General features: G+C 36.0%; 21 protein-coding genes. 6 read left to right on the plus strand and 15 right to left on the minus strand.

Translation table 11 applies throughout. The annotated features are described in order from the left end of the window. Positions 1-9 precede the first annotated feature (9 nt). Positions 10-489, plus strand: coding sequence for a DUF962 domain-containing protein (locus ACN0U3_RS00380; RefSeq protein WP_299206991.1), 480 nt, complete (start codon positions 10-12; stop codon positions 487-489). Between the two features lie 866 nt (positions 490-1355). Here the strand turns inward: ACN0U3_RS00380 and ACN0U3_RS00385 are convergent. From ACN0U3_RS00385 to fbp, 13 genes are all read right to left on the minus strand, one after another. Beyond that, positions 1356-2771, minus strand: a complete 1416-nt coding sequence (locus ACN0U3_RS00385; RefSeq protein ID WP_417264710.1) for an alkaline phosphatase — start codon at positions 2769-2771, stop codon at positions 1356-1358. Between the two features lie 76 nt (positions 2772-2847). Continuing rightward, complete coding sequence (locus tag ACN0U3_RS00390) at positions 2848-3243, minus strand: hypothetical protein (RefSeq protein WP_417264711.1); 396 nt, start codon at positions 3241-3243, stop codon at positions 2848-2850. Between the two features lie 22 nt (positions 3244-3265). Continuing rightward, a complete protein-coding gene (locus tag ACN0U3_RS00395; protein ID WP_417264712.1) occupies positions 3266-4708 on the minus strand; it encodes an ATP-binding protein in 1443 nt (480 codons plus the stop codon). Positions 4709-4881: 173 nt separating this feature from the next. Further along, the gene (locus tag ACN0U3_RS00400) at positions 4882-5295 is read right to left on the minus strand and encodes a hypothetical protein (RefSeq protein ID WP_417264713.1); all 414 of its coding nucleotides are present in this window, start codon (positions 5293-5295) and stop codon (positions 4882-4884) included. A 279-nt stretch (positions 5296-5574) separates the two neighbouring features. Further along, the gene (gene arsB, locus ACN0U3_RS00405; RefSeq protein WP_417264714.1) at positions 5575-6621 is read right to left on the minus strand and encodes an ACR3 family arsenite efflux transporter; all 1047 of its coding nucleotides are present in this window, start codon (positions 6619-6621) and stop codon (positions 5575-5577) included. A 2-nt stretch (positions 6622-6623) separates the two neighbouring features. Further along, on the minus strand, positions 6624-7247 hold the full coding sequence (locus ACN0U3_RS00410) for a low molecular weight phosphatase family protein (protein WP_417264715.1): 624 nt from the start codon (positions 7245-7247) through the stop codon (positions 6624-6626). A gap of 210 nt (positions 7248-7457) precedes the next feature. Continuing rightward, a complete protein-coding gene (locus ACN0U3_RS00415; RefSeq protein ID WP_299206977.1) occupies positions 7458-7925 on the minus strand; it encodes a DUF6428 family protein in 468 nt (155 codons plus the stop codon). 118 nt (positions 7926-8043) lie between these two features. Next, positions 8044-8385, minus strand: a complete 342-nt coding sequence (locus tag ACN0U3_RS00420) for an ArsR/SmtB family transcription factor (RefSeq protein WP_417264716.1) — start codon at positions 8383-8385, stop codon at positions 8044-8046. A 253-nt stretch (positions 8386-8638) separates the two neighbouring features. Beyond that, complete coding sequence (locus ACN0U3_RS00425; protein WP_417264717.1) at positions 8639-9163, minus strand: YceI family protein; 525 nt, start codon at positions 9161-9163, stop codon at positions 8639-8641. 186 nt (positions 9164-9349) lie between these two features. Further along, positions 9350-10321, minus strand: coding sequence for a hypothetical protein (locus tag ACN0U3_RS00430; RefSeq protein WP_417264718.1), 972 nt, complete (start codon positions 10319-10321; stop codon positions 9350-9352). A gap of 415 nt (positions 10322-10736) precedes the next feature. Then, on the minus strand, positions 10737-11687 hold the full coding sequence (locus ACN0U3_RS00435) for a DMT family transporter (RefSeq protein ID WP_299206969.1): 951 nt from the start codon (positions 11685-11687) through the stop codon (positions 10737-10739). A gap of 6 nt (positions 11688-11693) precedes the next feature. Continuing rightward, complete coding sequence (locus tag ACN0U3_RS00440) at positions 11694-12050, minus strand: arsenate reductase family protein (protein WP_417264719.1); 357 nt, start codon at positions 12048-12050, stop codon at positions 11694-11696. Between the two features lie 227 nt (positions 12051-12277). Continuing rightward, positions 12278-13294, minus strand: coding sequence for a class 1 fructose-bisphosphatase (fbp, locus tag ACN0U3_RS00445; protein ID WP_299206965.1), 1017 nt, complete (start codon positions 13292-13294; stop codon positions 12278-12280). A 114-nt stretch (positions 13295-13408) separates the two neighbouring features. Here fbp and ACN0U3_RS00450 point away from each other — a divergent pair, with 114 nt between their 5' ends. From ACN0U3_RS00450 to ACN0U3_RS00465, 4 genes are read left to right on the plus strand one after another with little or no spacing between them, the layout of a single operon-like run. Next, complete coding sequence (locus ACN0U3_RS00450; RefSeq protein WP_417264720.1) at positions 13409-14053, plus strand: Crp/Fnr family transcriptional regulator; 645 nt, start codon at positions 13409-13411, stop codon at positions 14051-14053. A 43-nt stretch (positions 14054-14096) separates the two neighbouring features. Further along, on the plus strand, positions 14097-15026 hold the full coding sequence (locus tag ACN0U3_RS00455) for an ABC transporter ATP-binding protein (protein WP_417264721.1): 930 nt from the start codon (positions 14097-14099) through the stop codon (positions 15024-15026). Beyond that, on the plus strand, positions 15019-16329 hold the full coding sequence (locus ACN0U3_RS00460) for an ABC transporter permease (protein ID WP_417264722.1): 1311 nt from the start codon (positions 15019-15021) through the stop codon (positions 16327-16329). The genes ACN0U3_RS00455 and ACN0U3_RS00460 overlap by 8 nt, the downstream gene beginning before the upstream one ends. A 4-nt stretch (positions 16330-16333) precedes the next feature. Then, positions 16334-17239: a hypothetical protein gene (locus ACN0U3_RS00465; protein ID WP_417264723.1), complete on the plus strand. Its 906-nt coding sequence runs from the start codon at positions 16334-16336 to the stop codon at positions 17237-17239. A 133-nt stretch (positions 17240-17372) separates the two neighbouring features. On the opposite strand, the gene metG is transcribed toward ACN0U3_RS00465, so the two are convergent. Together metG and ACN0U3_RS00475 are read right to left on the minus strand one after the other, a co-directional pair. Next, positions 17373-19454 (minus strand): methionine--tRNA ligase, encoded by a 2082-nt coding sequence (gene metG / locus ACN0U3_RS00470; protein ID WP_417264724.1) that lies wholly within the window; start codon positions 19452-19454, stop codon positions 17373-17375. A gap of 143 nt (positions 19455-19597) precedes the next feature. Beyond that, positions 19598-22405, minus strand: a complete 2808-nt coding sequence (locus ACN0U3_RS00475) for an alpha/beta hydrolase family protein (RefSeq protein ID WP_417264725.1) — start codon at positions 22403-22405, stop codon at positions 19598-19600. 141 nt (positions 22406-22546) lie between these two features. Here ACN0U3_RS00475 and ACN0U3_RS00480 point away from each other — a divergent pair, with 141 nt between their 5' ends. Continuing rightward, positions 22547-24349: a T9SS type A sorting domain-containing protein gene (locus ACN0U3_RS00480; RefSeq protein ID WP_417264726.1), complete on the plus strand. Its 1803-nt coding sequence runs from the start codon at positions 22547-22549 to the stop codon at positions 24347-24349. Positions 24350-24560: the final 211 nt, after the last annotated feature.

Below are 24560 nucleotides of genomic sequence, written 5' to 3' on the forward strand. Positions count from 1 at the left end.
CTTTTAGGAATGAGTAAAAAGTTAGAACTACTTCTCGACGAATACAGTGAAAGTCACCGCAATTCGACCAATAAGTTGATTCATTGGATATGTGTCCCCTTAATATTTTGGGCGATTGTAGCTTTGTTATACTCAATCCCAAATGAGGTTTTAATTGATCTATTTGGTGATTATTTCTTTTCAAACTGGGCGGTTCTAATCATGATTCCCGTTTTTTTCTATTACCTTTCTTTGTCTGTTCCAGTCTCAATTGGAATGTTGCTTTTCATTTCAACTTGTTTATACATCTCTGAATTACTACTTCATTGTTCTTGCTTCCCTTTGTGGGGAATTGCACTAATCGTATTCGTACTCGCCTGGATAGGTCAGTTTTATGGACATAAAATCGAAGGAAAAAAACCTTCATTTTTAAAAGATATTCAGTTTTTACTCATCGGTCCAGCTTGGTTGATGCACTTTATTTATAAAAGAATTGGAGTTAATTTTTAACAATTCTGTTTTTTTGAAGGTGTGGCTTTAAGTATTATAAAAAAACCGCATTTCAAGGGATAGTTTTATATACTGTAATTACTTAAAAAAAGAAAAGGAGTAAATCCAAAAATTTAATATTGTACTGATAAATTTATAAGTTTAGTAAATAGCGAAACTGGAGATTGGCACGCGGATAACACGGATCTACGAACACAGATTTTTACAGATTTTTTATGAACCACAAAGTCCGCCAAGATTTCGCAGAGGGTGCAGAGGGTGCAGAGAGCAAAATATCTATTCAAGGAAGCACATAATTCGTAATTAACTTCGTTGAGGGCTAAAGCCGTTCGTAATTACTATATTAATAGCTGTATTGGCACGCGGATGACGCAGATCTAAGAACGCGGATTTTTACGGATTTTATATGAACCGCAAAGTCCGCCAAGATTTCGCAGAGGGTGCAGAGGGTGCAGAGAGCAAAATATCTATTCAAGGAAGCACATAATTCGTAATTCTCTTATTCGTAATTCGTAATTCGTAATTACTATATTAATAGCTGTATTGGCACGCGGATAACACGGATCTATTAACGCGGATTTTTACGGATTTTTTTGAACCGCAGAGTCCGCCAAGATTTCGCAGAGGGTGCAGAGGGTGCAGAGAGCAAAATATCTATTCAAGGAAGCGCATAATTCGTAATTCTCTTATTCGTAATTCGTAATTACTATATTAATAGCTGTATTGGCACGCGGATAACACGGATCTATTAACGCGGATTTTTACGGATTTTTTTGAACCGCAGAGTCCGCCAAGATTTCGCAGAGGGTGCAGAGGGTGCAGAGAGCAAAATATCTATTCAAGGAAGCGCATAATTCGTAATTCTCTTATTCGTAATTCGTAATTCCTACCGCTTTCAGCATCATGTTATGCAAAAAAGTATTCTTGATCAACGGTGGTAACAATTCACTTCCTGGTCCAAAAGCAGCGCATTCTACAAAATCGGCGGAATGGTGCATATCGCCAAAACCGACGTTCGTGTATTTCTTCTGGATTTGAGCGTATTTCTCGAAGGGTTGTTTGTAGTAATCTTTTATTTGCTCTTCGTCCAATCCTTTAATATGGTCAATAATAGTTCCTGCTTCATCAGAAGTCATTGCGTAACCTTGAGCATTTTCAACCATATCAATTAATTGAGCAGAGGAAAGGTTTGGTGTTAATTGGTCCATCACCCATGTATTACTTTGCTTCATTGCTCTAAAACGAGCGAAATTCTCATCGGCCTTTCGTCCTGCAAATAAACCTGGATTGGCGTTCCCGTGGTCTGTGGTCACAATCACGAGAGTGTTTTTGTCCTCTATTGCAAAATCTAAAGCTACACGTAATGCTTGGTCAAAAGCAATTTGGTCATTGATTAATCCTGGAGCATCATTAGCATGTGCTGCCCAATCCACTTTTCCTCCTTCTACTTGAAGTACGAATCCTTCAGGGTGATTTTTCATTTTTTCAATGGCGGCGGCAGTCATTTCAACAATGTTTGGAATGGTATTCTGTAAACCTTCATCACTCATGTGGTCAATCGTATACGGCAAAGGATCATCATCAAAAACACCTAAAAGCGGTTTGTCTGAAGTCAGTATATTTTTCAATGCTGATTTAGTTTTCACGACATCATAACCGGCATTAACAAACTGACTATAAACATCTTTATTGTCCTCTCGTTTATCGACTGAGAAGTATTGATCTCCACCTCCCATCATCACATCAAACTTCAGTTCTGCATATTGTTCTGCTATTTCAGGTTGATTCCTTCGGCTTTCATTGTTCACACAAAAAGATGCTGGCGTAGCGTGTGTAATCGGAACAGTGGTTACACATCCCACTTTCTTTCCTTCTTTTTTGAACTTCTGCAAGATGGGTGTATACTGTTCTCCGTTTGCCCCAACGTTTAATGTTCCATTGGGCACGCGAACTCCTCCGCCCCACGCTGAACCTCCCGCTGCTGAATCTGTCACCAGTGAACTCGCAGAAGCTGTGTCCATCATCGCCCTTTTAAAACGCCCATTTTTGTAGTTTTCTACCCACGTTGTGTGTTTTCCCATCGCCGATTGCGTGTACATATCCGCAAGGGTCAAGGTACCGACACTCATTCCATCAGAAACCATAAAAATGATATTTTTGGCTTCGTTTTTTAACTCAGAAAGTGCTAATGTTGTGTTCTCGTCTGCTGAAAACAGCAAAGGTGAAATTGCGAATCCAGCAGCGGTTAAGGAGGTATTACGGAAAAAGTCGCGACGTTTCATAATTTGGGAGTTTGGAGGTAAAGTTAGGATTTTTGATGGGTTTTAGAAATGGGAATGTTTAAAATCATTAATCTAATTATTTCTTTTTCTGATAAAACAAAGCACGTATAAAACCAAAAACCCCAACTCGCCTATGCGTTTCTCTGTTCTCTGATTTATCTTCTGAATAAAGACATATCAAGCATGTTTTATAATCAACTTCTAAATCTATGCTTGCTACTGAATAGGTTACTGTTTCTATTTCTTTTGAGTTGTAAAATTTTTGAGATCCACATTGTGGACATCTCTCTTCTGTATTGGCTAAAATATCAACTCTGTAATGATCAAAATCTTCTTTTTGTATCCCTCTTTTAATTAATTCTGAATCAATTTTAACTTTTGACGATTTCATAAATTGTTCATAGCGGTAGTTGTAAAAGCTTACTAATTCAGCATCCGTCAATTCATCTAAGAAGGATTGGAGTTTACTCATGGAATTATTTGTTGTACTTTTCTTAATTACTGTTTTTCATTTTTAGTGTAATCTCCCCAATATTATAGGCATAGACTGAAGCGGGAAGATATGTAAGTTTCAATCCTTTTACTTCTTTAATCCCAATTTGATCAATCGAGGTCACAACAGCAGATTCAAGTCTGTTTGTTTCACAAAACTTAATTAAACTTTTCAATTCTTGAGGTTTATCAAAATATCGGTTACTCCATTTTACCTCTACTCCCCAAACTGGTTTATAGTTTTTGTCATCCACTAAAACCAAATCCACTTCCCCATCTTGTCTTCCGTCCTTCCATCTGGCATATGTTAAATCCAGTTGTTCCCTATGCATCCATTGCGAAAGAATTGCTGTTTCTACCATATTTCCCATTTCTTGGTCTGTTTCACTGATTGGGGAAAATAAGGCTGTACGAAGTGATGGATTGGTCAGATATACTTTGAAACTTGTTATTCTTTTTAACCTTTTAGCGTTGACCCCAACTTTATTTAAAACCTTAATTAAGAATGCTGCTTCTAAATATTCTAAATATCTTTTTAGCGTATCTTTTAGAATCCCACTTTCTCTTGACATTGTTTCATAGGAAAATTCATTTCCAGTATTATAAGCGATATAGGTAAAAAATCTATTTAACTCTTGAACATCTTTGATTCCATAGAGGCTAGGCAAATCCCTAAGTAGCACCTTGTCGACAATATCGTTTTTAACATATCTCCCCATATCATTTTGAATTCTTTCAGAGAATACAACCTCAGGATATCCCCCAAAATTTAAATAATGTAAGAATTCTTTATTTAATTCCTTAACATCATGAGCTAGACAATAGGGTAAGTTCTTGTCTCCATATTGAATATCACCTTGAAAAATTAAATGATCCAAATTTTTTAAATGAATATATTCTTGAAATGTTAGCGGAGGCAACAAGAAATCAGTAAATCGGCCAGCACCACTTTCCGTACTGTGCCATTTTAAGGCTGCAGCAGCAGAACCAGAAACAATAAACTTGGTTTCAGGATAAGAGTCTACCAATACTTTTAGATGTCTTTCCCAATCTTTTAAATACTGTACTTCATCAAAGAAAACATAACAGCCATTTAGATTTTCAAGGTTTAAGGACGCTTTACAAAGATTTAATATGTCTTCTAGACTTAAATTAACATAAATAGGATTATCAATTCCAATAAAGAATAGTTTGTGAGGGTTTGTTTCTCGTTTCAGTAAATTTTCAATGCAATGAAATAACATTACTGTTTTACCCACTCTTCTTGGCCCCATTAACACTACAGCTCTGTTAATATTCCTTTCAATCACAAACGGAAAAAAGAGATCAAAGTATAATCTCTTGGACATAGAGCTATAGGTGTTCGGAATCTCTTTGGTCACCCACCATGGATTTTCATACCGAAGACGCTCAATAATTTTTTCTATCGGAATAAGGTTTGTCATTGCTCTATTTTGTCCTAATATAACAATTATATACTAAATAAGCAGTTTTAAGATGATCTATTTAACAATAAATCGGGTTTTTAAGTTGCTGATCGATGATATAAACTGTTAAATGGACAAACACAGCTCCCATTTAATGAGGAACAATGAACTTGATGTTGAACGTTTGTTTCTTAGTTTAACCATGTGAGTTTTGCTATTAGTACCATTAATAATGAGCCAATCATAATTATCCAAATTCTCGAATAATCACTTTCGAGACTTATTGACTTCCTAATCAATACTATAGCTTCATCATCACTTGAATCCTCAATTGCTTGTACATCTACAAAATTGTTAATGAAAGCTCTTGCCTTTTTAGTGGCTCCAAAACTTAAAAACATATTTAAGAACAAATGTGAACCTGATTTAACAAGCTTAATTGAAAGCCCGTTTTCAAAAAAGCTCAAATTTCGACGAATATTTGGGTGTCTATTCTTGATTAGGGTATTCAGTTTTGACTTATTTCTAAATGCTATTATTCGATTTACAACAAGCCCTATCCAGCAAGTTAGAAATATCGAAATAAATAATAAAGCTCCTATCATTTTATTACTTTGGTTTACTCACTGAAACACAAAATTAGCTAAACACATAGCCAACCTCTACATTCAATCAAATATAGCATTTTTTCTTTACCTTCTTTATGACACATCTAAACTTCCCTTTCACTTCCACCGATCTAATTCCAAGGTAAATCGTACTTTCGCGTTAGGGATAAGAGCGGCATCCTCTGACGTTTTTTGTCAGAGATATAGCGGATAGCCCGACGCAGACATTCATTGTAGTTTACGGAAATGAATCGTCTGGGGAACGCCCAAAGAAAATCAATTCATCATTCCATTTATTGGTTTGAACTTCTTCCTCAACCATAAAGAAACTTTTACCAAAGCGATCAATACTGGCACTTCAACCAAAGGTCCAATTACTCCAGCGAAGGCTTGTCCGGAGTTCAATCCGAAAACAGCAATAGAAACTGCGATGGCCAATTCGAAATTATTCCCTGCCGCGGTAAACGCAACGGAAGCGGTTTTGTCGTAGGAAGTTCCCATGGCTTTGGTAAAGAAAAAGCTGATGAAGAACATTAGGGTAAAGTAAAGAATCAATGGGATGGCGATAATCACAACATCCATTGGGATTTCTACAATGAGTTCTCCTTTAAGTGAAAACATGATGACTATTGTGAACAATAAAGCAATCAATGTGAGTGGAGATATCGCAGGAATAAACTTTTCTGTGAACCACTTTTCGCCTTTTTTCTTGATGAGTAGTTGTCGACTCAAAATTCCCATCAAAAACGGAATTCCCAAATAAATAGCCACACTTTCGGCAATTGTAGCAATCGAAATATCAATGATTGCCCCTTCGAATCCGAAATAAGGAGGTAAAATTGTAATGAAAATCCACGCATAAAAACTATACGCGAAAACCTGGAAGATACTGTTCAGCGCCACCAGTCCAGCACCGTACTCGCTACTTCCTTCTGCTAAATCATTCCAAACCATGACCATTGCAATACATCGGGCCAACCCAATTAAAATCAATCCGACCATGTATTCTGGATAGTCATGTAAGAATATAATGGCCAAAGTGAACATTAAAATTGGTCCAATCACCCAATTCAACAAAAGGGAAATGGATAGAATTTTTGTGTTGCGAAAAACTTTGGGTAAGAGTTTATAATTCACTTTGGCAAGCGGAGGATACATCATTAAAATTAATCCAATTGCGATAGGGATATTCGTTGAACCACTGCTTAAAGAATTTACAAAATCAGGAAAAGTTGGAACGAAATAACCAATTCCAACACCAATTGCCATGGCAACAAAAATCCAAAGGGTTAGATTTCTATTGAGAAAACTCATATTTTTCATAACTAATTTTTGATTTTTATTTGTGCGAAAACGTAACTCATTTCTGTTGCTATTTTTATACTTGTTTGGTTGTATTCTTCCAATTTTTGAGGAGAATGATCAAAAGCTTTTGGATCTAAATAGTGAATTGGAACTCGCTTTTCTGCTCCTAAAACTACAGGGCAATCGCCATCTGCTTCGGAACACGTCATGATTGCACAAAAATCTTTTTTTGGATTTGATGCATCATCCCATCTTTTGGAATACGCAACAATTGAAGCCTGATTTTCCGCATATTTTATGGCGTAGTTTGGGTTATTCAAGTCTGCTAAATAGTCAATCTCAAACCCAGATGCTTTCAAAACATCAACTACCGCAGGATAAACGGCTGTGGCCTCTGTTCCACCAGAATAGCAAAACACTTTTGGAACATCATAATAATGCGCCATGGTTTGCGCCCAAATTTGCGCCAAATGACTTCGTCTGGAATTGTGCGTGCAGATAAAGTTGAGGTTTATTACTTCGTTTTTATCTTGCTTCGTTTGAATGAAGTCAATAAGTGGTTGAAGAATTTGTTTTCTTTCATCGTTTACGGTGGTAACATCTAATTGTGTTACGAAATTTGATATTTTTTCTAATAGTTTCATTTTAATTGCCATAAAACTTTAATTCATTTGATTTCAAATTATGATGTTATCCTCCCTCTGTATCTCTCCGTCAGCTGACGGAAGAAGTGCTCCGAACAATAATTTGCCAAAAACTTCAACACTATACTGCTTTAATTTGCTTAATTTTTTGAGATAATGGATCGCCAATTGATCTTGCCTGTATGCTCCCAACTCTTGATTAATACTGACCTAGCAACATCCTCCACCTGGCGTACATCCATTGGCATCACCTAAATCTGCCATCTTAACCTTTGGTTTCTCTTCTGGAATTCCACATTTATCTGGTGCTAAACAATCTGTCTGTTTTGTTGCTAACAAGAAGTTTTTTCCGTCAAATTCTAATGCGAATTTCTCAATGGTTTGACCTTGGTATTCCACTTCGATTTCTTGGTCCTTTAATTCCAACACCTTTTCTGACAATTCGATAATGCTTAATAATTTCTCTGGGTGCAATCTGTGATCGTAATCATTGGCGTTCCACAATTGGAAATTAATGACTTCTTCGTTTCTTACGGTTCCACCGCAATCAATAAAATTTTTGGTGATTTTCCCTACTTCGGTAACGTGAAAGTGATTAGGAACTAATTCTCCATTGGGTAATTGAAACGCAATCGTGTCCAAGTTTGTTAACGCTGTTTTTACTTCTGATAATTTCATGTTTTATATTTTTTTAAATGTTTTGTTTACTATGCTGCTGCCGGATGTCGTTAGTTTTTTAGCAAGACCACGAGCTACAAGCTCTCGGTAGCTTGCGCTCTCGAAATGTCTTTCAATTTTAACAACAATCTGTTTTAATTAAGTCTTGATCAAAAAACTCCACCAACAAATCCTTCATTTTTGTCCAGTTCTCGTTATTAATACAATAACAAACGCTAGTTCCTTCCACAGTACCTTGGATTAATCCTGTTTTCTTTAATTCTTTTAAATGCTGAGAAATAGTAGATTGTGCCAATCCAATTTCATCTACGATATCACCACAAACACAAGATTTTGTTTCAAATAAATACTGTAAGATTTTCACTCTTGCTGGATGTCCGAGCGCTTTTGTGAATAAAGCAATCTGATTTTGCTCTTCGGTAAATCTATTTTCTGGGGTTGTTTTTAACTTTGCTTTCATATCAATCGTAAAATTACGATTAATGATTTAATTGGCAAGTTTTTTTATAAAAAATTGATTACTCGGCTTATGTTGCTAGTGAAAGTCCTCCCCCTTCACCCTCTGTCAGCAAACGGAGAAGTGCTAAATACCAACACCTTACTTTTTAATGAGGATTTTTTTGGCTTTAAATCTGGTTAAAAAAATAATTAAAACAAAAAAGGTGGATTCATCCGAAGACAAACCCACCTTTTCTAAAATTATATCTGTTAAACTATTGCTTCACAAACTGAACGTTAGCAATCAATTTCACTTTATCACTTACAACGATACTTCCTGCTTCGGTAACAGCGCTCCAAGTTAGATTGAAGTCTTTTCTGTTGATTGTTGTTTCCATATCGAAACCTGCTTTGGTTTGACCGTATGGATCTACAGCTACTCCGTTGAAGTCAACATCCAAAGTTACTTCTTTAGTTACATCTCTAATCGTTAAATTTCCAGTCATTTTATCTCCATCAAAAGAAGTTGATTCGAAAGTTAATTTTGGAAATTGCTCTGCGTTAAAAAAGTCATCTGACTTTAGGTGCGCATCTCTGTCCTTGTTGTTTGTGTTGATTGAGTCAATCTCTGCCTCAAATTTGAATGATGCATCTTTGAAAGTATCGTCAGCTGCCTCTACGCTGGCATCAAATTTCCCAAAACCACCTGTTACAGTAGAAATCATCATGTGTTTTACTTTAAAATTAATTTCTGAGTGCGTTGAATCAATGTTCCATTTTGCTTTTTCTGTTGTTCCCATTTTTTTATGTTTTTATGAATTATGTTTTTATTTTGATACAAAGGTAGGGACAACATAAAGTCTGTGCATTGATGTATGTTAAGAAAGGGGAATTGTTGAACAGAAAACTTAGTTTGTTTCTGAATTTCAAAATCTTAGGATAAAACCTAAAGGGAATTTACACGTGTTTATCTGACGATTTTCTTTTCAAAGTGTTGTGTCATAGACTGCCTTATTTGCATGATAAATTTCATATTGCTCTGTTGGGTATGGGCGCCATCCTTTCGGATATAGTCGCCAATTATATCCATAATAAGGTGATAGCCCCATTGATTTGCAATTCATAAATAACAGAAAAGGATCATTTAAATTTTTACCAAAATAACTATTGTATGGACTAACAATCTCATTGCAACCTGTCTCATTAACAAAATAACGGTCAATTGCCCTGGTCAAAGTAATCGGTTCAATATTCCCTTTTTCCAATTCATCCATTAAGAAGTAGTAATTCTCAATAATCCAATCACGACCTAAATGCAAAACTATTCTGGAAACGGATTGATCCCAAGACCCATTCACACCAGCTGGAAAACCATGCTTTTTAGCATATTCAATTAGTGCAATTCCATTTTTAACATCTTGCGCTCTCATAAGCTTATAGTGATATTCAACCATAGTATCATTCTCAAGTGAGGAATAAAATGGTTCAATGGAGTCAGAAATCATTTTTCTAAATCTTTGATCATGATAAGTTAAAGAATCTATGAAATCAGTATGTTTCCATTTTGAAACAGCTTCTTTTGAGTTCTTTTCCATGATTTCTACAATTCCATTTCGAGTTTCTAAAGTCATATCTTCGAAATAGGTAGTATCGGTCGAAAAATAATCTGGATAAAATGAATTTTTTAGTTCTTTTATTGATTTTTTAGTCTCACCTATCTCCCATAATGCCCTACAATAATTGTATTGGTGATCAGGTTTTCGAATGTCAACAATTTTAAATGCTTCTTCAAACAAATCAACCGATTTAGGATAATTCATTTCGTAAAAATTGTATTCAGCCTCATTTACGAAATTGTAATAATCAATATAATTACCCTTTTCTGTCTGCGAGAAAACTTGTGTTTGTGCAAAAACAATTAAAATAAATAAGAGGTGAAGAGGTTTAATCATTTTCATATGCTTTTGATTTTGTTTCCTATTTCTACTCAAATTTAACAAAATTATCAAATCACAACTAAGCCCCAAAACCCAAATAATTAACCCCAATCCATTCTCAAAAAGTCACTAATATGTACATGCTTTACGCCCTGAACAGACTCTTCCCAGAAATCATCCATAGATGCAAGGTACTTAGGATATTGGTCTTAAAATCATGAAGTCAATTGTTTATATCTATAAAAAGTATAAAAATCTGACTAAAAAATACACAACCATAGAAAGCATTAAATATTTCAAGTTTTTTGATCACAACCCTAAAAGCCTTATGAAACATCTTATATTTATTCCTATAAACCATAATCTATTAGTCATTTTAAAAAAGGAATCAACTTTAATTTTCAATTATTCATGCTTTCATCTAACTACTTCGATATCATATTTTTTCATTCTTCTCCTTCTCCCTCAAATCTCTCCTTAAATTATAACTCGACCTCGAAATCATGAATACTCCAGCGAAAATCATCAGCATAAAGAGAATCTTTTCTAGACTTATCGCTCCAATGAAGTTTTCTGTCCAACCAATATAAGCAAACAAGAAAGTAAAGAACATTACCAAAACAGGTTGTGTATAAATGTAGCTCCCACTCACATTTGGTGTGACGTGTTTTAATGCGAAAGTGTTCAATAAATAGGTGAAAAACGTAGCTCCAATGATGATATACGCAGTTTTAAGCCAAATTTCTGCTGGAAAAGCGCTAAAATCTGCCACCGCAACATCTGTCCAAACTGGTGGATACATCATGATGAATATAAAACCGAAAATGAAATTATAGGTAATCACCGTCAATGGTTTGTACTTACTCATCAGCGGTTTCACTAACACCAAATACAACCCAAAGGACAGCGCATTGATGAAGATATATAAATCTCCAACTGGCGAATCAAACTCAGGTTCTTGACCAACTGTCGTTAATGCGATTGCCCCTACAGCACCGATTAAAACTCCAAATGCCTTAAGTTTAGTAATCTTTTCTTTGAGAATAAAATAAGACAGAATAACAACTAAAATCGGTGTTGAAGTCATGATAATTCCAACATTCATAGGAGAAGTCAACGCCAATCCATTAAAGAAAAACAATTGATTCAGGCACACTCCAAAAAGACCAGTAATGGCCAGGCGAGGTAAGTCTTTCTGGTCTACTTTTTCACGAATAAAACCGAAAAATATAATGAGAAAAAGTACAGTTGTGACACCACCACGCAGTAAGATAAATCCGTTTGGACCTAAATAGTCTGGGGTTACTCCTTTAGCTAATAAGTGATTTGCACCGTATATTGCATTAAGCGTAAACAGTGCGAGATGCGCTAGAATTACTTTATTCATTTGAAATTAACTCCCGTGATACGCTTTTTTGGCTGCTTCCAAAGTTTTCTTGGCATTTCCTACGAAAACCTCATCTTCTAAAATGATAAACGGTCTTTTCAAGAAAGTATATTCTTCTAACATATATCTTTTATAATCTTCTTCTGAAAGTTTCATTTCATTGAGTCCCATCGAACGATATTTCATTGCTCTTTTCGAAAACATAGCTTCGTATGAACCCACTTTTTCCTTGATGAAATCCAATGTTTTTTCATCGATATTCTCCTTCTTGATGTCTTGTAATTCAACGTCATCGCCGATTTCTAACTCCTTAAGAATACGTTGATTGGTGTTGCACGAAGAAAGATGATATATTTTTTTCATAATGAATTTACTTTTAAAAATGCAAATATAGTGAAAAGTGATAGAGATTTGTAACTGTAAAAAATCCTCTCCCTCGGACACTTCAGTCAGCTGACTGAGGATACAAACAAATAATCTTTTAGTGAATGAACTTATCCAGCTTTATTCCATTTTTCCAGCAAAAAAAGCTGAATTCGTAGCACTTCCCCCTTTGGAGGGGGATAAAGGGGGAGGATTGATTTAAATAACTAAGAAACAGCTACTTTGTTTTTCAAATAACTCATCGATTTTTCCACCATCTGCTTCGATCCCGCATAATACCCACATCTTTGGTGTAATTCTGTAGGAACGATATCTAATATTCTATGGTGTCCATCTGTTGACAAACCTCCAGCTTGTTCAGCGATAAATGCCAACGGATTACATTCATACAACAACCTTAAACGACCTTCTGGCCAATTGTTTGTCGTTGGGTAAACATAAATTCCTCCTTTTAATAAATTACGGTGGAAATCGGCAACTAAAGAACCAATATATCTTCCAGAATAAGGTCTACCTGTTGATGGGTCTTCTTCACGACAGTACTGAACGTAATCTTTTAATCCTGGATCACAACGGTCAAGGTTTCCTTCATTGATAGAATAGATTCTACCTGTTTCCGGAGACTTGATATTTGGATGTGATAAACAGAATTCTCCGATGGAAGGGTCTAATGTAAATCCATTGACTCCGTTTCCTGTGGTATAAACTAACATTGTTGAAGAACCAAACAACACATATCCTGCAGCGACTTGGTCAGCCCCTTTTTGTAGGAAATCTTCTAAAACTGCTGGAGTTCCAGGCTCTGAAACTCTTCTGTAAATAGAGAATATTGTTCCAATTGAAACGTTTACGTCGATATTTGAAGAACCATCTAGAGGATCAAACAACACTACATACTTTCCATTTTTTGAGGTTTCATCTTCAAAAGCTACGAAGTCATCGTTTTCTTCTGAGGCAATTCCACACACTTCACCACCTGTTCTGAACGCTCTTATAAAAGCTTCATCGGCAATGACGTCAAGTTTTTGTTGTTCTTCTCCTTGCACATTCGTTTCTCCCTTAGCTCCTAAGATGTCAACTAATCCTGCTCTATTCACATCACGATTCACAATTTTAGACGCAACTGCAATATCATTTAACAAGTTGGTCAACTCACCTGTTGCATAAGCAAAATCCTTTTGGCGGTCTAAAATGAAATCGTTAAGTGTGGTAATTTTCGACATAATACTCTATTTATTTTGCAAATATCGTGATTTGTAATGACATCTCCTCAATGAAACGTAAAAAGGGTCACGAAATGATGCCTAAAATGTATAAATTTCGGTTATTTTTGAGACATGGAAATTCTTGATAAATTCAAACATACTTTCGAACCACAGCTTTTAGAAGAATTTAAAAGTATTGCGAAAGAGGTCTCTGTTAAAGAGGGAGACGTCATTCTGGACTACGGTCAAATTGTAAGGAGCATGCCTATTATCGCTTCTGGAACTGTAAAAGTTTCACGCATGGACGACCAAGGAAGAGAAATTTTACTCTATTATGTGAATGCTAAGGAGAGTTGCGCCATGACCTTTACCTGTTGTATGGAGCAATTCCCGAGTGAAATCAAGGCCGTCGCTGAAGATGATGTAGTCATGCTCACTGTTCCTATCACAGTTATGGATGAATGGTTGATGAAATACTCAACATGGAAAAGTTTTGTAATGGGGACAATTCGTGATCGTTTTAATGAGATGTTGAACACGATAGATCAAATTGCTTTTCAGAAACTGGATGAACGCCTCAAATATTACTTGCAACAAAAAGCAAAACATACGGGTTCTAAACTTTTGAACCTTTCCCATGAAGAGATTGCTAGAGATTTAGCGACTTCTCGTGTAGTTATTTCAAGACTTTTAAAGAAACTGGAAAATGATGAGCTCTTGTTGTTGTATAGAAATCAAATTAAGTTGCTGAATGCTTTTGAAGTAGAAGTTAAATAATTGTCAACCCTATTTAGGGAAGTACATAATTCATAATTATTTTATGATCACAGTAGAAAACGTATCAAAGTATTTTAATCGGCAAACTATACTGCACGACGTCTCTTTCGCCCTAAATGAAGGTGAAATATTGGGTTTGCTTGGGCCAAATGGCGCAGGAAAAACGACTTTAATGCGCATCATCAATCAAATCATATCGGCAGACAAAGGCCATGTTACATTTGATGGAAACTTGATTCAGGAAAAGCATCTATTGGAAATAGGTTATCTGCCTGAGGAACGTGGTCTTTATCAATCCATGACAGTTGAAAAGCAGATTGCTTATTTGGGTAGGCTTCGCGGAATGTCTTCCGTTGATGTAAAACACCAATTAAATTATTGGTTAGACAAATTTGATATTCAGGCATGGAGAAAATTGAGAATTGAAGAACTGTCGAAAGGAATGGCTCAAAAAATACAATTTATTTGCACTGTTCTTCATGCGCCTAAAGTCTTAATTCTCGATGAACCCTTTAGTGGTTTTGACCCCCTTAATATCGAATTGATTCGCCAAGAATTACTCGAATTCAAGAAAAAAGGCCATTCGATTATTATCTCTACCCACAATATGAATAGTGTTGAGGAAATATGTGATCGTGCTGTCTTAATTAATAATGGTCAAAAACTACTTGAAGGTAGCATTCAAGAAATACGCGAGCAAAATAAAGAAGGCTTATATAAAATTTCATTTACTGGAAATATGATTGCTTTTGCGAATGCACTTTGGGCTGGATATGAAATTATAGATAAGGAAGTGCACAGTGATGATACATTTACCGTATATTTAAAGATGCGTAAAGGAAATGAAATCAACGATTTACTCAATGCGGTAATTGACCAAGTTAAAATCACCGGCATAGAAACCGTGTTACCGAGTATGGAAAAGGTATTCGTTAAAACCATTAACGCTCAAAAAGAAATCAGTAGTGAATAAAGTATTTTTAATAGCGAAAAGAGAAATTATGGAACGATTTGGGAATCGTTCTTTTAAATGGTTGATGATTTTAGGTCCTCTTCTCATTTTAGGTTTGGTCTATTTGTTTTTATCCTCCACTACTTCTACCAAAAAAAATTGGAAAGTTTTAATCATGGATAAAAATGAAATCTTTGATGGGAAACTTACCGCTAGCCGTCCACAAAATCTTTCTTTTGATTTCATCAATGCCTTTGTTGAATATGATGATTTTGCCAAGGACGAAAAGTATAAAGACTATGACCTAGCTGTTCAAATCAATGAAAAAATTGTCAGCAACAAACATGTTATTATTTCCTACAAAGAATACCCCCCAGAAAACATTCAACGTCATTTAGTCTACTACGTAGAAAGGCGTTTGGAGGAGATCATGGTAGAACAGTTTACAGATTTATCGGTAAGTAAATTTCGTGACATCAAACAATCATTACAATTCAACTTAAAAGATGCCAACGACCCTAGAAACGAAAAGTCAACTACTGCGAGCTGGGTAGGATTTGGGTTTGGAATCTTAATCATCTTGTTTGTCTTCATGTTTGGAATGACGATTTTAAGAAGTGTAGCCAGAGAAAAATCCAATAGAATTGTAGAGGTTTTACTTTCTAGTGTTAAAGCCCGACAATTGTTAACTGGAAAAGTACTCGGAATTGGATTCTCTGCCTTAATTCAGTTTACAGCTTGGGTGGTGATTATAGGTTTTGGTTTGTATGTGTTTAGATTAACACTCTTCCCCGATATGTTTAGCGCGGGATTTGTAGCTGATGAAATGGCGAAAGAAGGTGCTCAAAACCCATTGTCTAACCAAAGTCCTTTCGTAGAATTAATATACAGTCAAATTCACTACACCAACATGTTAATATTCTTTACTCTTTTCTTTCTGGGCGGGTATTTATTTTACGGTTCATTCTTCGCTATGATTGGTGCTTCGATGGGTTCTGAGTCAGACGGACAACAATTTGTCATTCCGATTACCCTTTTACTTTTCCTTGCTGTTCTTTCTGGGTATTACACTGTTTATTATCCTGGAACAACACTCAGTGAATGGATAGGCTTTATCCCTTTTACCTCCCCTATGGTAATGATGGTAGAACTTTCGAATGGTTTTGAAGATGGAAGCGCTTGGAAATTGTTTTTGTCTTTGGCCATCTTGTTTATTTCTGCTTTTTTCATGATGAGAATTGCAGGAAGAATATATAAAAATGGAATTTTGCGATTTAACCACCGCTTGAAACTAAATATGTTGTTGAAGTGGACTAAAAAATAAAATGATGAAAGGCGCTGTAATCGATCTTGGCACAAACACCTTTGGACTGATAGTCTTTAGAGAAACAGCGTCCAAAAAAATAGAGGTTTTAATCAGAGATAAAGCATTTGTTAACCTAGGTGAAGGCGGAATAAACTCCAACATCATTACCGAAAAGGCAATGAAAAGGGCTTATTTTGCCATGGAACATTTTTTAGACACTTGTCGTTCCTTTGGTGTTTATCCTGAGCAGATTCGGGCTTTCGGAACTTCTGCACTTCGTGATGCGAGCAATGCAAAAGAGTTTATTGATAAAATTTGTACCCTTCATGATTTGGAGGTTATTCTAATTGATGGGAAAGGAGAAGCAGAACTTATTTATCAAGGAGTTCGCAGCATTCATCATTTTGGTGCAGATCGGTCTTGTATCATGGACATTGGTGGTGGGAGTACAGAGTTTATAGTTACAAAATCAAACACTGTCCTTGAAGAATCCAGTTTCAACATTGGGATTTCGCGTATTACACAGCTCTTTGATTTGTCTGATCCATTAAACTCGGAGGACATCAACCGCATTAAATTGTTTCTTGAATACCAAACCAAAGATTATTTTAAAACCTTATCTGCAGAACACCTTATTGGGGCTGCAGGTTCCTTCGAAACTTATTATTTATTGCTGAACAAAAGTTCTAGCTACGACATTCAAAAAACACACCTGCTGCCGTTAGAGGAATTACACAAAGTTTTAGATTTTTTAATCTACTCAAGCCATGAGGAGCGCATGAATAATTATTGGATTGTTGACTACAGAAAAGATATGATTAATGTAGCTGCTTATAAAACCAAATGGGTGCTTAATCAAATTGGGGCCAAAGCATGTTATTTCTCTCCTGCTGGAATAAAAGAAGGGGTGATTTCTACATGTTTCTAGAAATAATTTATTGTTATTACGAGCAATAGATTCTATCTCCTAATTCAGTAACAATGAGGCAACCGAATTAACAGAGACTCAAAGGTGTCTATTTCTTTTTTAATCCCAAGAAATTGGCTTTTCTATTAAGTGTTTACCTAATTTCTGCACCTACTTCCATTTCCTCACCCGGTGCAATAAAATTCAAGTTCCCTTTTGCATCTTCGGCCATCAGAATCATTCCATTTGAAGTTACACCACGTAATTTTCTTGGAGGTAAATTCATCAAGACAGAAACCTTCTTCCCTATAATTTCATCGACATCAAACTGTTCAGCAATTCCCGAAACGATTGTTCTTTGGTCTAATCCAGTATCCACTAACAATTCCAATAGTTTATCTGCCTTTTTGATTTTTTTCGCGGAAAGAATTTTTCCAACACGGATATCCATTTTTAAGAAGTCATCAAAAACAACGTCTTCTTTTTGTGGTGCAGCAACCACCTCTATTTCTTCTTCAACTTCAACTTTGTTTTCTGCTTTTGAAGCCATTAATATCGCTTTTTCTTTTTCAACAAACTCTTCATCTATCTTTTGGAAGAGAATAGTCGGTTTGTTGGTCATTGTTCCTGTTGGAAGCAACTCAATCGAACCTGTTTGAGACCAGTCAAACTCACTCATATTCAAGAAGCTTCTCATCTTCTTGGCAGTTGCTGGAATGAAAGGATCGAAGAGTATAGCTAAGTTAGCTGTAATCTGCAAGGCTATGTGTAAAATCGTTTCTACACGCTTTGGATCCGTTTTAACCACCTTCCAAGGTTCTGTTTCTGCCAAATAACGGTTACCGATTCGGGCCAAGCCCATCACCTCACTTTGTGCTTCTCTAATCTTATAATTGTAAAGCAACTCCTCCACTTTTGATGGAATTTCTTTTAGTGCATTGATGACCTTTTGATCTTCTGCGGCTAACTCTCCTAATGCAGGAACTACTCCTTCATAATACTTATTGTTTAACACCAAAGCACGGTTCACAAAGTTTCCGAGCACATCTGCCAATTCATTGTTCACACGAGATTGGAAGTCTAACCAAGTAAATTCACTGTCTTTACTTTCTGGAGCAATGGAAGTCAAAGTATATTTTAATTCATCTACTTTGTCGGGATGTCTTTCTAAATATTCATGTAACCAAACCGCCCAGTTCCTAGAAGTTGAGAACTTATCTCCTTCTAAATTCAAGAATTCTGATGCAGGAACGTTATCTGGTAAAATAAATTCACCATGTTCCTTTAATAGGATAGGGAAAATCACCGCATGAAAAACAATATTGTCTTTTCCAATAAAATGAATCAATTTGCGATCACCTGTCCAGTAGTCTTTCCAATCTTTACCCGCAGATTTGGCCCAATCTTTAGTTGCAGAAATATATCCAATCGGTGCATCCAACCAAACATAAAGCACTTTCCCATCAGCCCCTTCAACAGGAACAGGAATTCCCCAATCTAAGTCACGGGTCATTGCACGGGGGTGTAGACCACCATCAATCCAAGACAAACATTGACCAATCACTTGATTTCTCCACTTTTTAGGGTCGTGTTGTTTTACACCATTTAATTCTCCGTTTTTAATCCACGCTCTTAACCAATCCTCATGGCGTTCCATAGGTAAAAACCAATGAGAAGTCTCTTTTAAAACAGGAGCATTCCCACTTAAAGTAGACTTTGGGTTAATTAAATCTGTTGGGCTTAATGCACTACCACATTTTTCACATTGATCTCCGTAAGCTTCAGCATAACCACATTTTGGACACTCTCCAGTAATGTAGCGATCAGCCAAGAACTGATTGTTCTCTTCATCGTAGTATTGCTCTGTTTTTTGCTGTGTAAAAGCACCGTTCTTATCCAGTTGCTTAAAGAAATCTTGAGCTGTCGTTTTGTGGGTTTCAGCGGTAGTTCGATGAAAAATATCAAATTGAATATCGAAATCTTTAAAAGCATTGGCTAAAATTCCGTGATACTTATCTACAATTTCCTGTGGAGATATTCCTTCTTTCTTCGCCCGTAAAGTAATTGCAGCACCGTGTTCATCACTTCCACAAATGAAGGCTACATCATGCTTTTTATGTCTTAAAAAACGAACAAAAATATCTGCAGGTAAGTAAACTCCTGCTACATGTCCAAGATGTAAAGGTCCATTTGCGTATGGTAATGCTGCGGTAACTGTATATTGCTTTTTTTCCATCGAATTCATTTTTCTAACTCACAAAGATAAAAATCAATTATGAATTATGAATGTTTAATTTTGAATTGAAAAAAGCAAGACATTATACAAAAAGGGTTCCCCATCATTATGCCGAGAACCCCATATTATTCATTCAAAATTCATCATTCATAATTACCCAACCCATAATTCTTCCCTTTGTCAATTGCAGGAACTCCTTTAATTAACCATTCTGGAGCTGGCTTTCCTTGAAGATAGTGGTCAAAGAACTGACGCATTCGAATACTTAAATCTACACGGTTGGCATTAATCATTAAGTTATGCTCATCTCCGTTATAGTTAAGCATCCAAACCGGTTTGTTTAAGCGTTTCATTGCAGTAAACATTTCTATTCCTTGATACCATGGAACTGCACCATCATTATCATTATGCATAATAAGTAAAGGTGTATTAATATTAGGCACACCAAACAGAGGAGAGTTCTCCACATAGAGTTCTGGTGCTTCCCAAATGGTTTTACCAATACGACTTTGCGTGCGTTCATATTGGAAAGCTCTGTTCAAACCACTTCCCCATCGTATTCCTCCATAGGCAGAGAACATATTACTAACCGGGGCGCCTGCCATAGCAGCTGCATAGCGGTCTGTCATTGTAATTAACTGCGCCGTTTGGTATCCACCCCAAGATTGACCTTGTAATCCCATTCGTGTACTGTCAATATTTGGATACAATTCAAGGATTTTATCTGTTCCACTCATGATGCTGTTATAGGCTCCTCTTGCTGGATACCCGGGTTCGTATCGAATATCTGGAAAGAAAACAAGATAACCTGCTGAAGCATATTCTGTGGCAAAAATGATAGATGCTGTTGGTTTAGGAATGTAATGATAGTTTTTTCGATCACTATAAAGTTCATAGAAATAAACCATCAAAGGATAAGATTTGGTTGAGTCATAATTGTCTGGCTTATACAATAAACCTTTTAATTCTTTTCCATCGTATGAGGTCCACTCTACTTGTTCAACAGTTGGCCAGACATATTCTGCTTGTTGTGGATTTGTTTCTGAAATCTTTTTTGGGGATTCAAATTTCATATTTGTCACATGCAACTCTGGATAATCCTTCACATTCATTTGTCGAAAGATAAGTACGTCTCCACTTCTAGCCTTTTTAAATCCATATAGTTTATGGTCTGTGTTGTACCACTGAATTAAATGTGGATTTAAGCGCACATCATTAAAGGTATAAACTGATTCGTCCTGAGTATCTTGATCCACACCAATGATTAATGTATTTGCTAAATCTATATAAACACTATCATGCTCTAATATATTTAATCTAAACACCTTATTTTCCTCCTTACCCCTGCCTAATGAAATAGACCTCAACTGCTTTGAAACAAAATTATACTGCCAAATATCATATTCTGAATACAAGATTATTTCATCTTCACTTGTATAGCCCGCTATACCTTCTGGATTAGCTTCGAAAGGCATACCATTTACGTCACTTCTCCAGTTGATGGAGTCTTTTACAAGACAAGTCATGCACTCTTCAAAATCCGTTTCAACATCATACCTATAGTACTGGTTTTCTTTACTATTAAAATAAACAAAATATTTTCCATTAGGCGTTAGCCTCATGCCATAGTTCACCTTTTCTTTAATTAATTTCTTCGATCCACTCTTCAAGTCAACACGATAATAATCGTTTGGCCATGGATAACTCCAATTATTGGCATGTGCATAGCGTTCATTTGAAGTTGCTAAGGCGTAATCAGAATTACCTTTATTTATTGTTCTTACCTTTAAAGTATCCTCCCCCAACTGTACCAACTTGTTTTCTTCAAGAAGAATCACAGTTAGTTGACTTGCTTTCTGATCACGTTTCAACTCCTTTAATTGTTGCGGTTGAAGACGTTTGTTTTTATAATGCCAAATGTCGAGTTTTGCTTTCTCACTATCTAATAAGGTATCTTTTTCGGCTTTAACTGGGATGTCATGCAGTCCTAAAAACAGTTTTTTATCATCCAATGAGAACCACAATCTTGAATGTTTACTTGGCGTAAGATTTTCTGGTAAGTCAGCACGATCTTCTCCAACAAGAACTTTTGGATACGACTCATTGACACTCCATAAGTACAAATCATACAGCCGTGTTTCTTTGGCCGTATCTAAGGAGGCCATAAAGGCAAAACTCTGACCTTTTTCACTAAAAGTAGTTGGTCCTATTTCAAAAAAGACAGAGTCATAGGTGATTTTATTTCCATTAGAAATATCATATAAATGTATTTGATATTCATCTTGCTTGTCTTTTTTTTGATGTGTACTAAAAAAGAGCTGTGTACCTTGGGTATTAAAACCATATTTCACCACATTTTCGAAAGATTGAATTTCATTCTTCAATGTATTGAGCACAAATAAAGTATTTCCATCGGAACTTAGCTTAACTTCTTTTTTCTTTTTGAAAAGCCTCCATCTTTTCTTTTTCTTTTCTTCCACAAGAGAGTCTTTCAACACCCGATAAGCCACATGGTTCCCATCTTTACCGATTTTATAATCTATTGCGTTTGGTACTTTTACCAGACTATCAGTTTCTAACCAAAGAATCCCAAGCGTATCTTTTACCCATTTATCTTTTTTTACTTTTTCCAACTCCAAAGTTCTAAGCGTATCATAACCGGGATGAATTTTGAATACAATTAAGTCTTCATTATGACAAAAGCTTGCTTTATTTCCTCTTGGAATTACACGCTCTTTTTCGGTCTTTGAATTATAAATATACAAAGCTCCATCTCCACGATGCGGGGCAATTTGATAGCTGATGTATTTTCCATTACTAGAAACACTGGTGTGACTAAGCGATGACCAAGAATTATAAACCGTATGGTCAACAATCTTTTCCTGTCCCAAGAGTTGGAAACTAAAAATGAAGAAAGCAATACAAGTTTTAAGTGTGTAATAACGATACATTATATTTTGTTTATGTTAAAAATCATTAAGATTAAAGTAATTCCAGCGAAATCTATGTATATTAGGCTGCAATTAACATAATCGGACAATGTTAATAATACATTTTTTTATTATATTTGTTCAAAATTAAAAGATAAAATTATGAAAAAGATTTACGTAATGGCAGCTTTTCTAGGGGCAGGTTCGCTTGCTTTTGGTCAACTGCAACAGGCGCCTCAACAAATCAGTAAAAACACTGAGAAGGCGACCACTAACAATTACACTACTAAGGCTCCAGGAGCTGTGTTGTGGTCAGACGACTTTGCTGATCCGAGTAACTGGGTAATTGCTGGTGATGGTAATCAAGGAACATGGGTAATTGGTGTTGAGGCTGACTTGCCAAACCCACAATATTACTCTACAATTACATCAGCATCAGCAGCTAACGGCTTTGCATTTTTCGAAGGAGTACAATACTTGTTAACTCCTCCTGTAGAAATGCAAAATGCTTGGATTGAGATGGCAACTGCTGTTGATTTATCTGCAGAGAACGTTGTTACTTTTAAATTCGATCAATCATACCGTGCATTTAACTCTGACTTCACTTATGTTGAAGTAAGTTTAGATGGTGGTACTACATGGGAACAAACAACAGATATTAATCCAAACACTGCTACAAACAGTTCAACAACTGAAACAGTAGTTTACAGAAACTTTAATGTAAACAACTCAAACAATGTTAAATTTAGATTCCGTTGGAATACAACTGATGATAGTGATGACTATGGTGCAGGTTATGCATGGCAAGTAGATGACGTAGCTATTTCTTCATTATCTGATTTTGATCTTTCGACTGATACTCACGTATATGGTTCTGAAAATGCAGGAACTGTAATTCCTTACTTCCAAATTCCTTTGGCACAAACTGCACCGATTAAAGCAATCACAACAGTAACGAACCAAGGATCTGCTGATCAAACTAACGTTGTGTTTACAGCTAACGAAACTGTTAATAACACTTACACAGGTACTTCTTCACCAAAATCAATTGTTGCAGGTGCTAGTGATTCATTAGTTGCTACAACTGACTTCACTCCAAATGCAGTTGGAAATTACTCTATCAGTTATACTTTGAGTGCTGATGATGCTGATGATGTTCCAGCAAACAACATATACTCGACTTACGCTTTCACTGTAACAGACAACTTATACGCTAGGGATACTTCTACAGTAGCAGAAGCTGGAACGTACTACGGTTGGTTAACAGGAGCTAATGCTTCACCAGAAGAGCCAATTGAGCCAGGGAACATTTACGATATCTTTAACACAACTGATGTTACAGGTATTGACTTCCAAATTGGAGATTTAGCACCAGAAGGAGCAGAAGTGTTTGGACAAATTTATGACGCTAACCTTGATCCAGTAGCTGGTGGAGAGACTCAGTCTTACATCATTCAGTCTGGTGACGAAGGTAAATATGTTACTTTAGTGTACGAAACACCTTTAACATTAGCTCCAGGTGAGTACGTTGTTACTGTACAGTGTTTTGATACTCAGTTCTCAGTTGCTTCAGCTGGTTCTAGTGCACCTCAAACTTCATTTGTATACTACCCTAATGAGACAACTTGGTACTATACTACATCTACACCAGTAGTAAGAATGAACTTTGACCCAACATTAAGTGTTGAAAACAATGAATTAGCAAACCTTAATGTTTCTCAAAACTTCCCTAACCCATTCGCAAACGAAACTACAGTATTGTTCAACTTGAAAGAAACTGCTAATGTTTCTTACACAGTTGTTGACTTAACTGGTAAAGTAGTTGCTAATGTAAACGAAGGAACAACTATGGCTGGTGAGCATGAAATCACTATCGATGGTTCTTCTTTTGCAAACGGAGTTTATTACTTAAACATTGTTGCTGGAGATTCAAAAGTTACACGTAAAATGATCGTGAACAAATAATCATCAACAGAATATTATAGAGAAAGAGGGACCCCAATTGGGTCCCTCTTTTTTTTAACTTATTTTAAAGATTTTGACAAAACAATTAGATGAACCATGCGTTATTATAATGTTAGGTTTCATAAGTAGTAGTGTTAGTGTAAGAGAGAGGACGCCCGTTCTCTCTCTTACTGTTTTAAAGAACTTTGGTTGAATATAAATTTGTAGGGGT

This window comes from Brumimicrobium sp., assembly GCF_048268645.1.
Classification (GTDB): domain Bacteria; phylum Bacteroidota; class Bacteroidia; order Flavobacteriales_D; family Crocinitomicaceae; genus Brumimicrobium; species Brumimicrobium ulvae.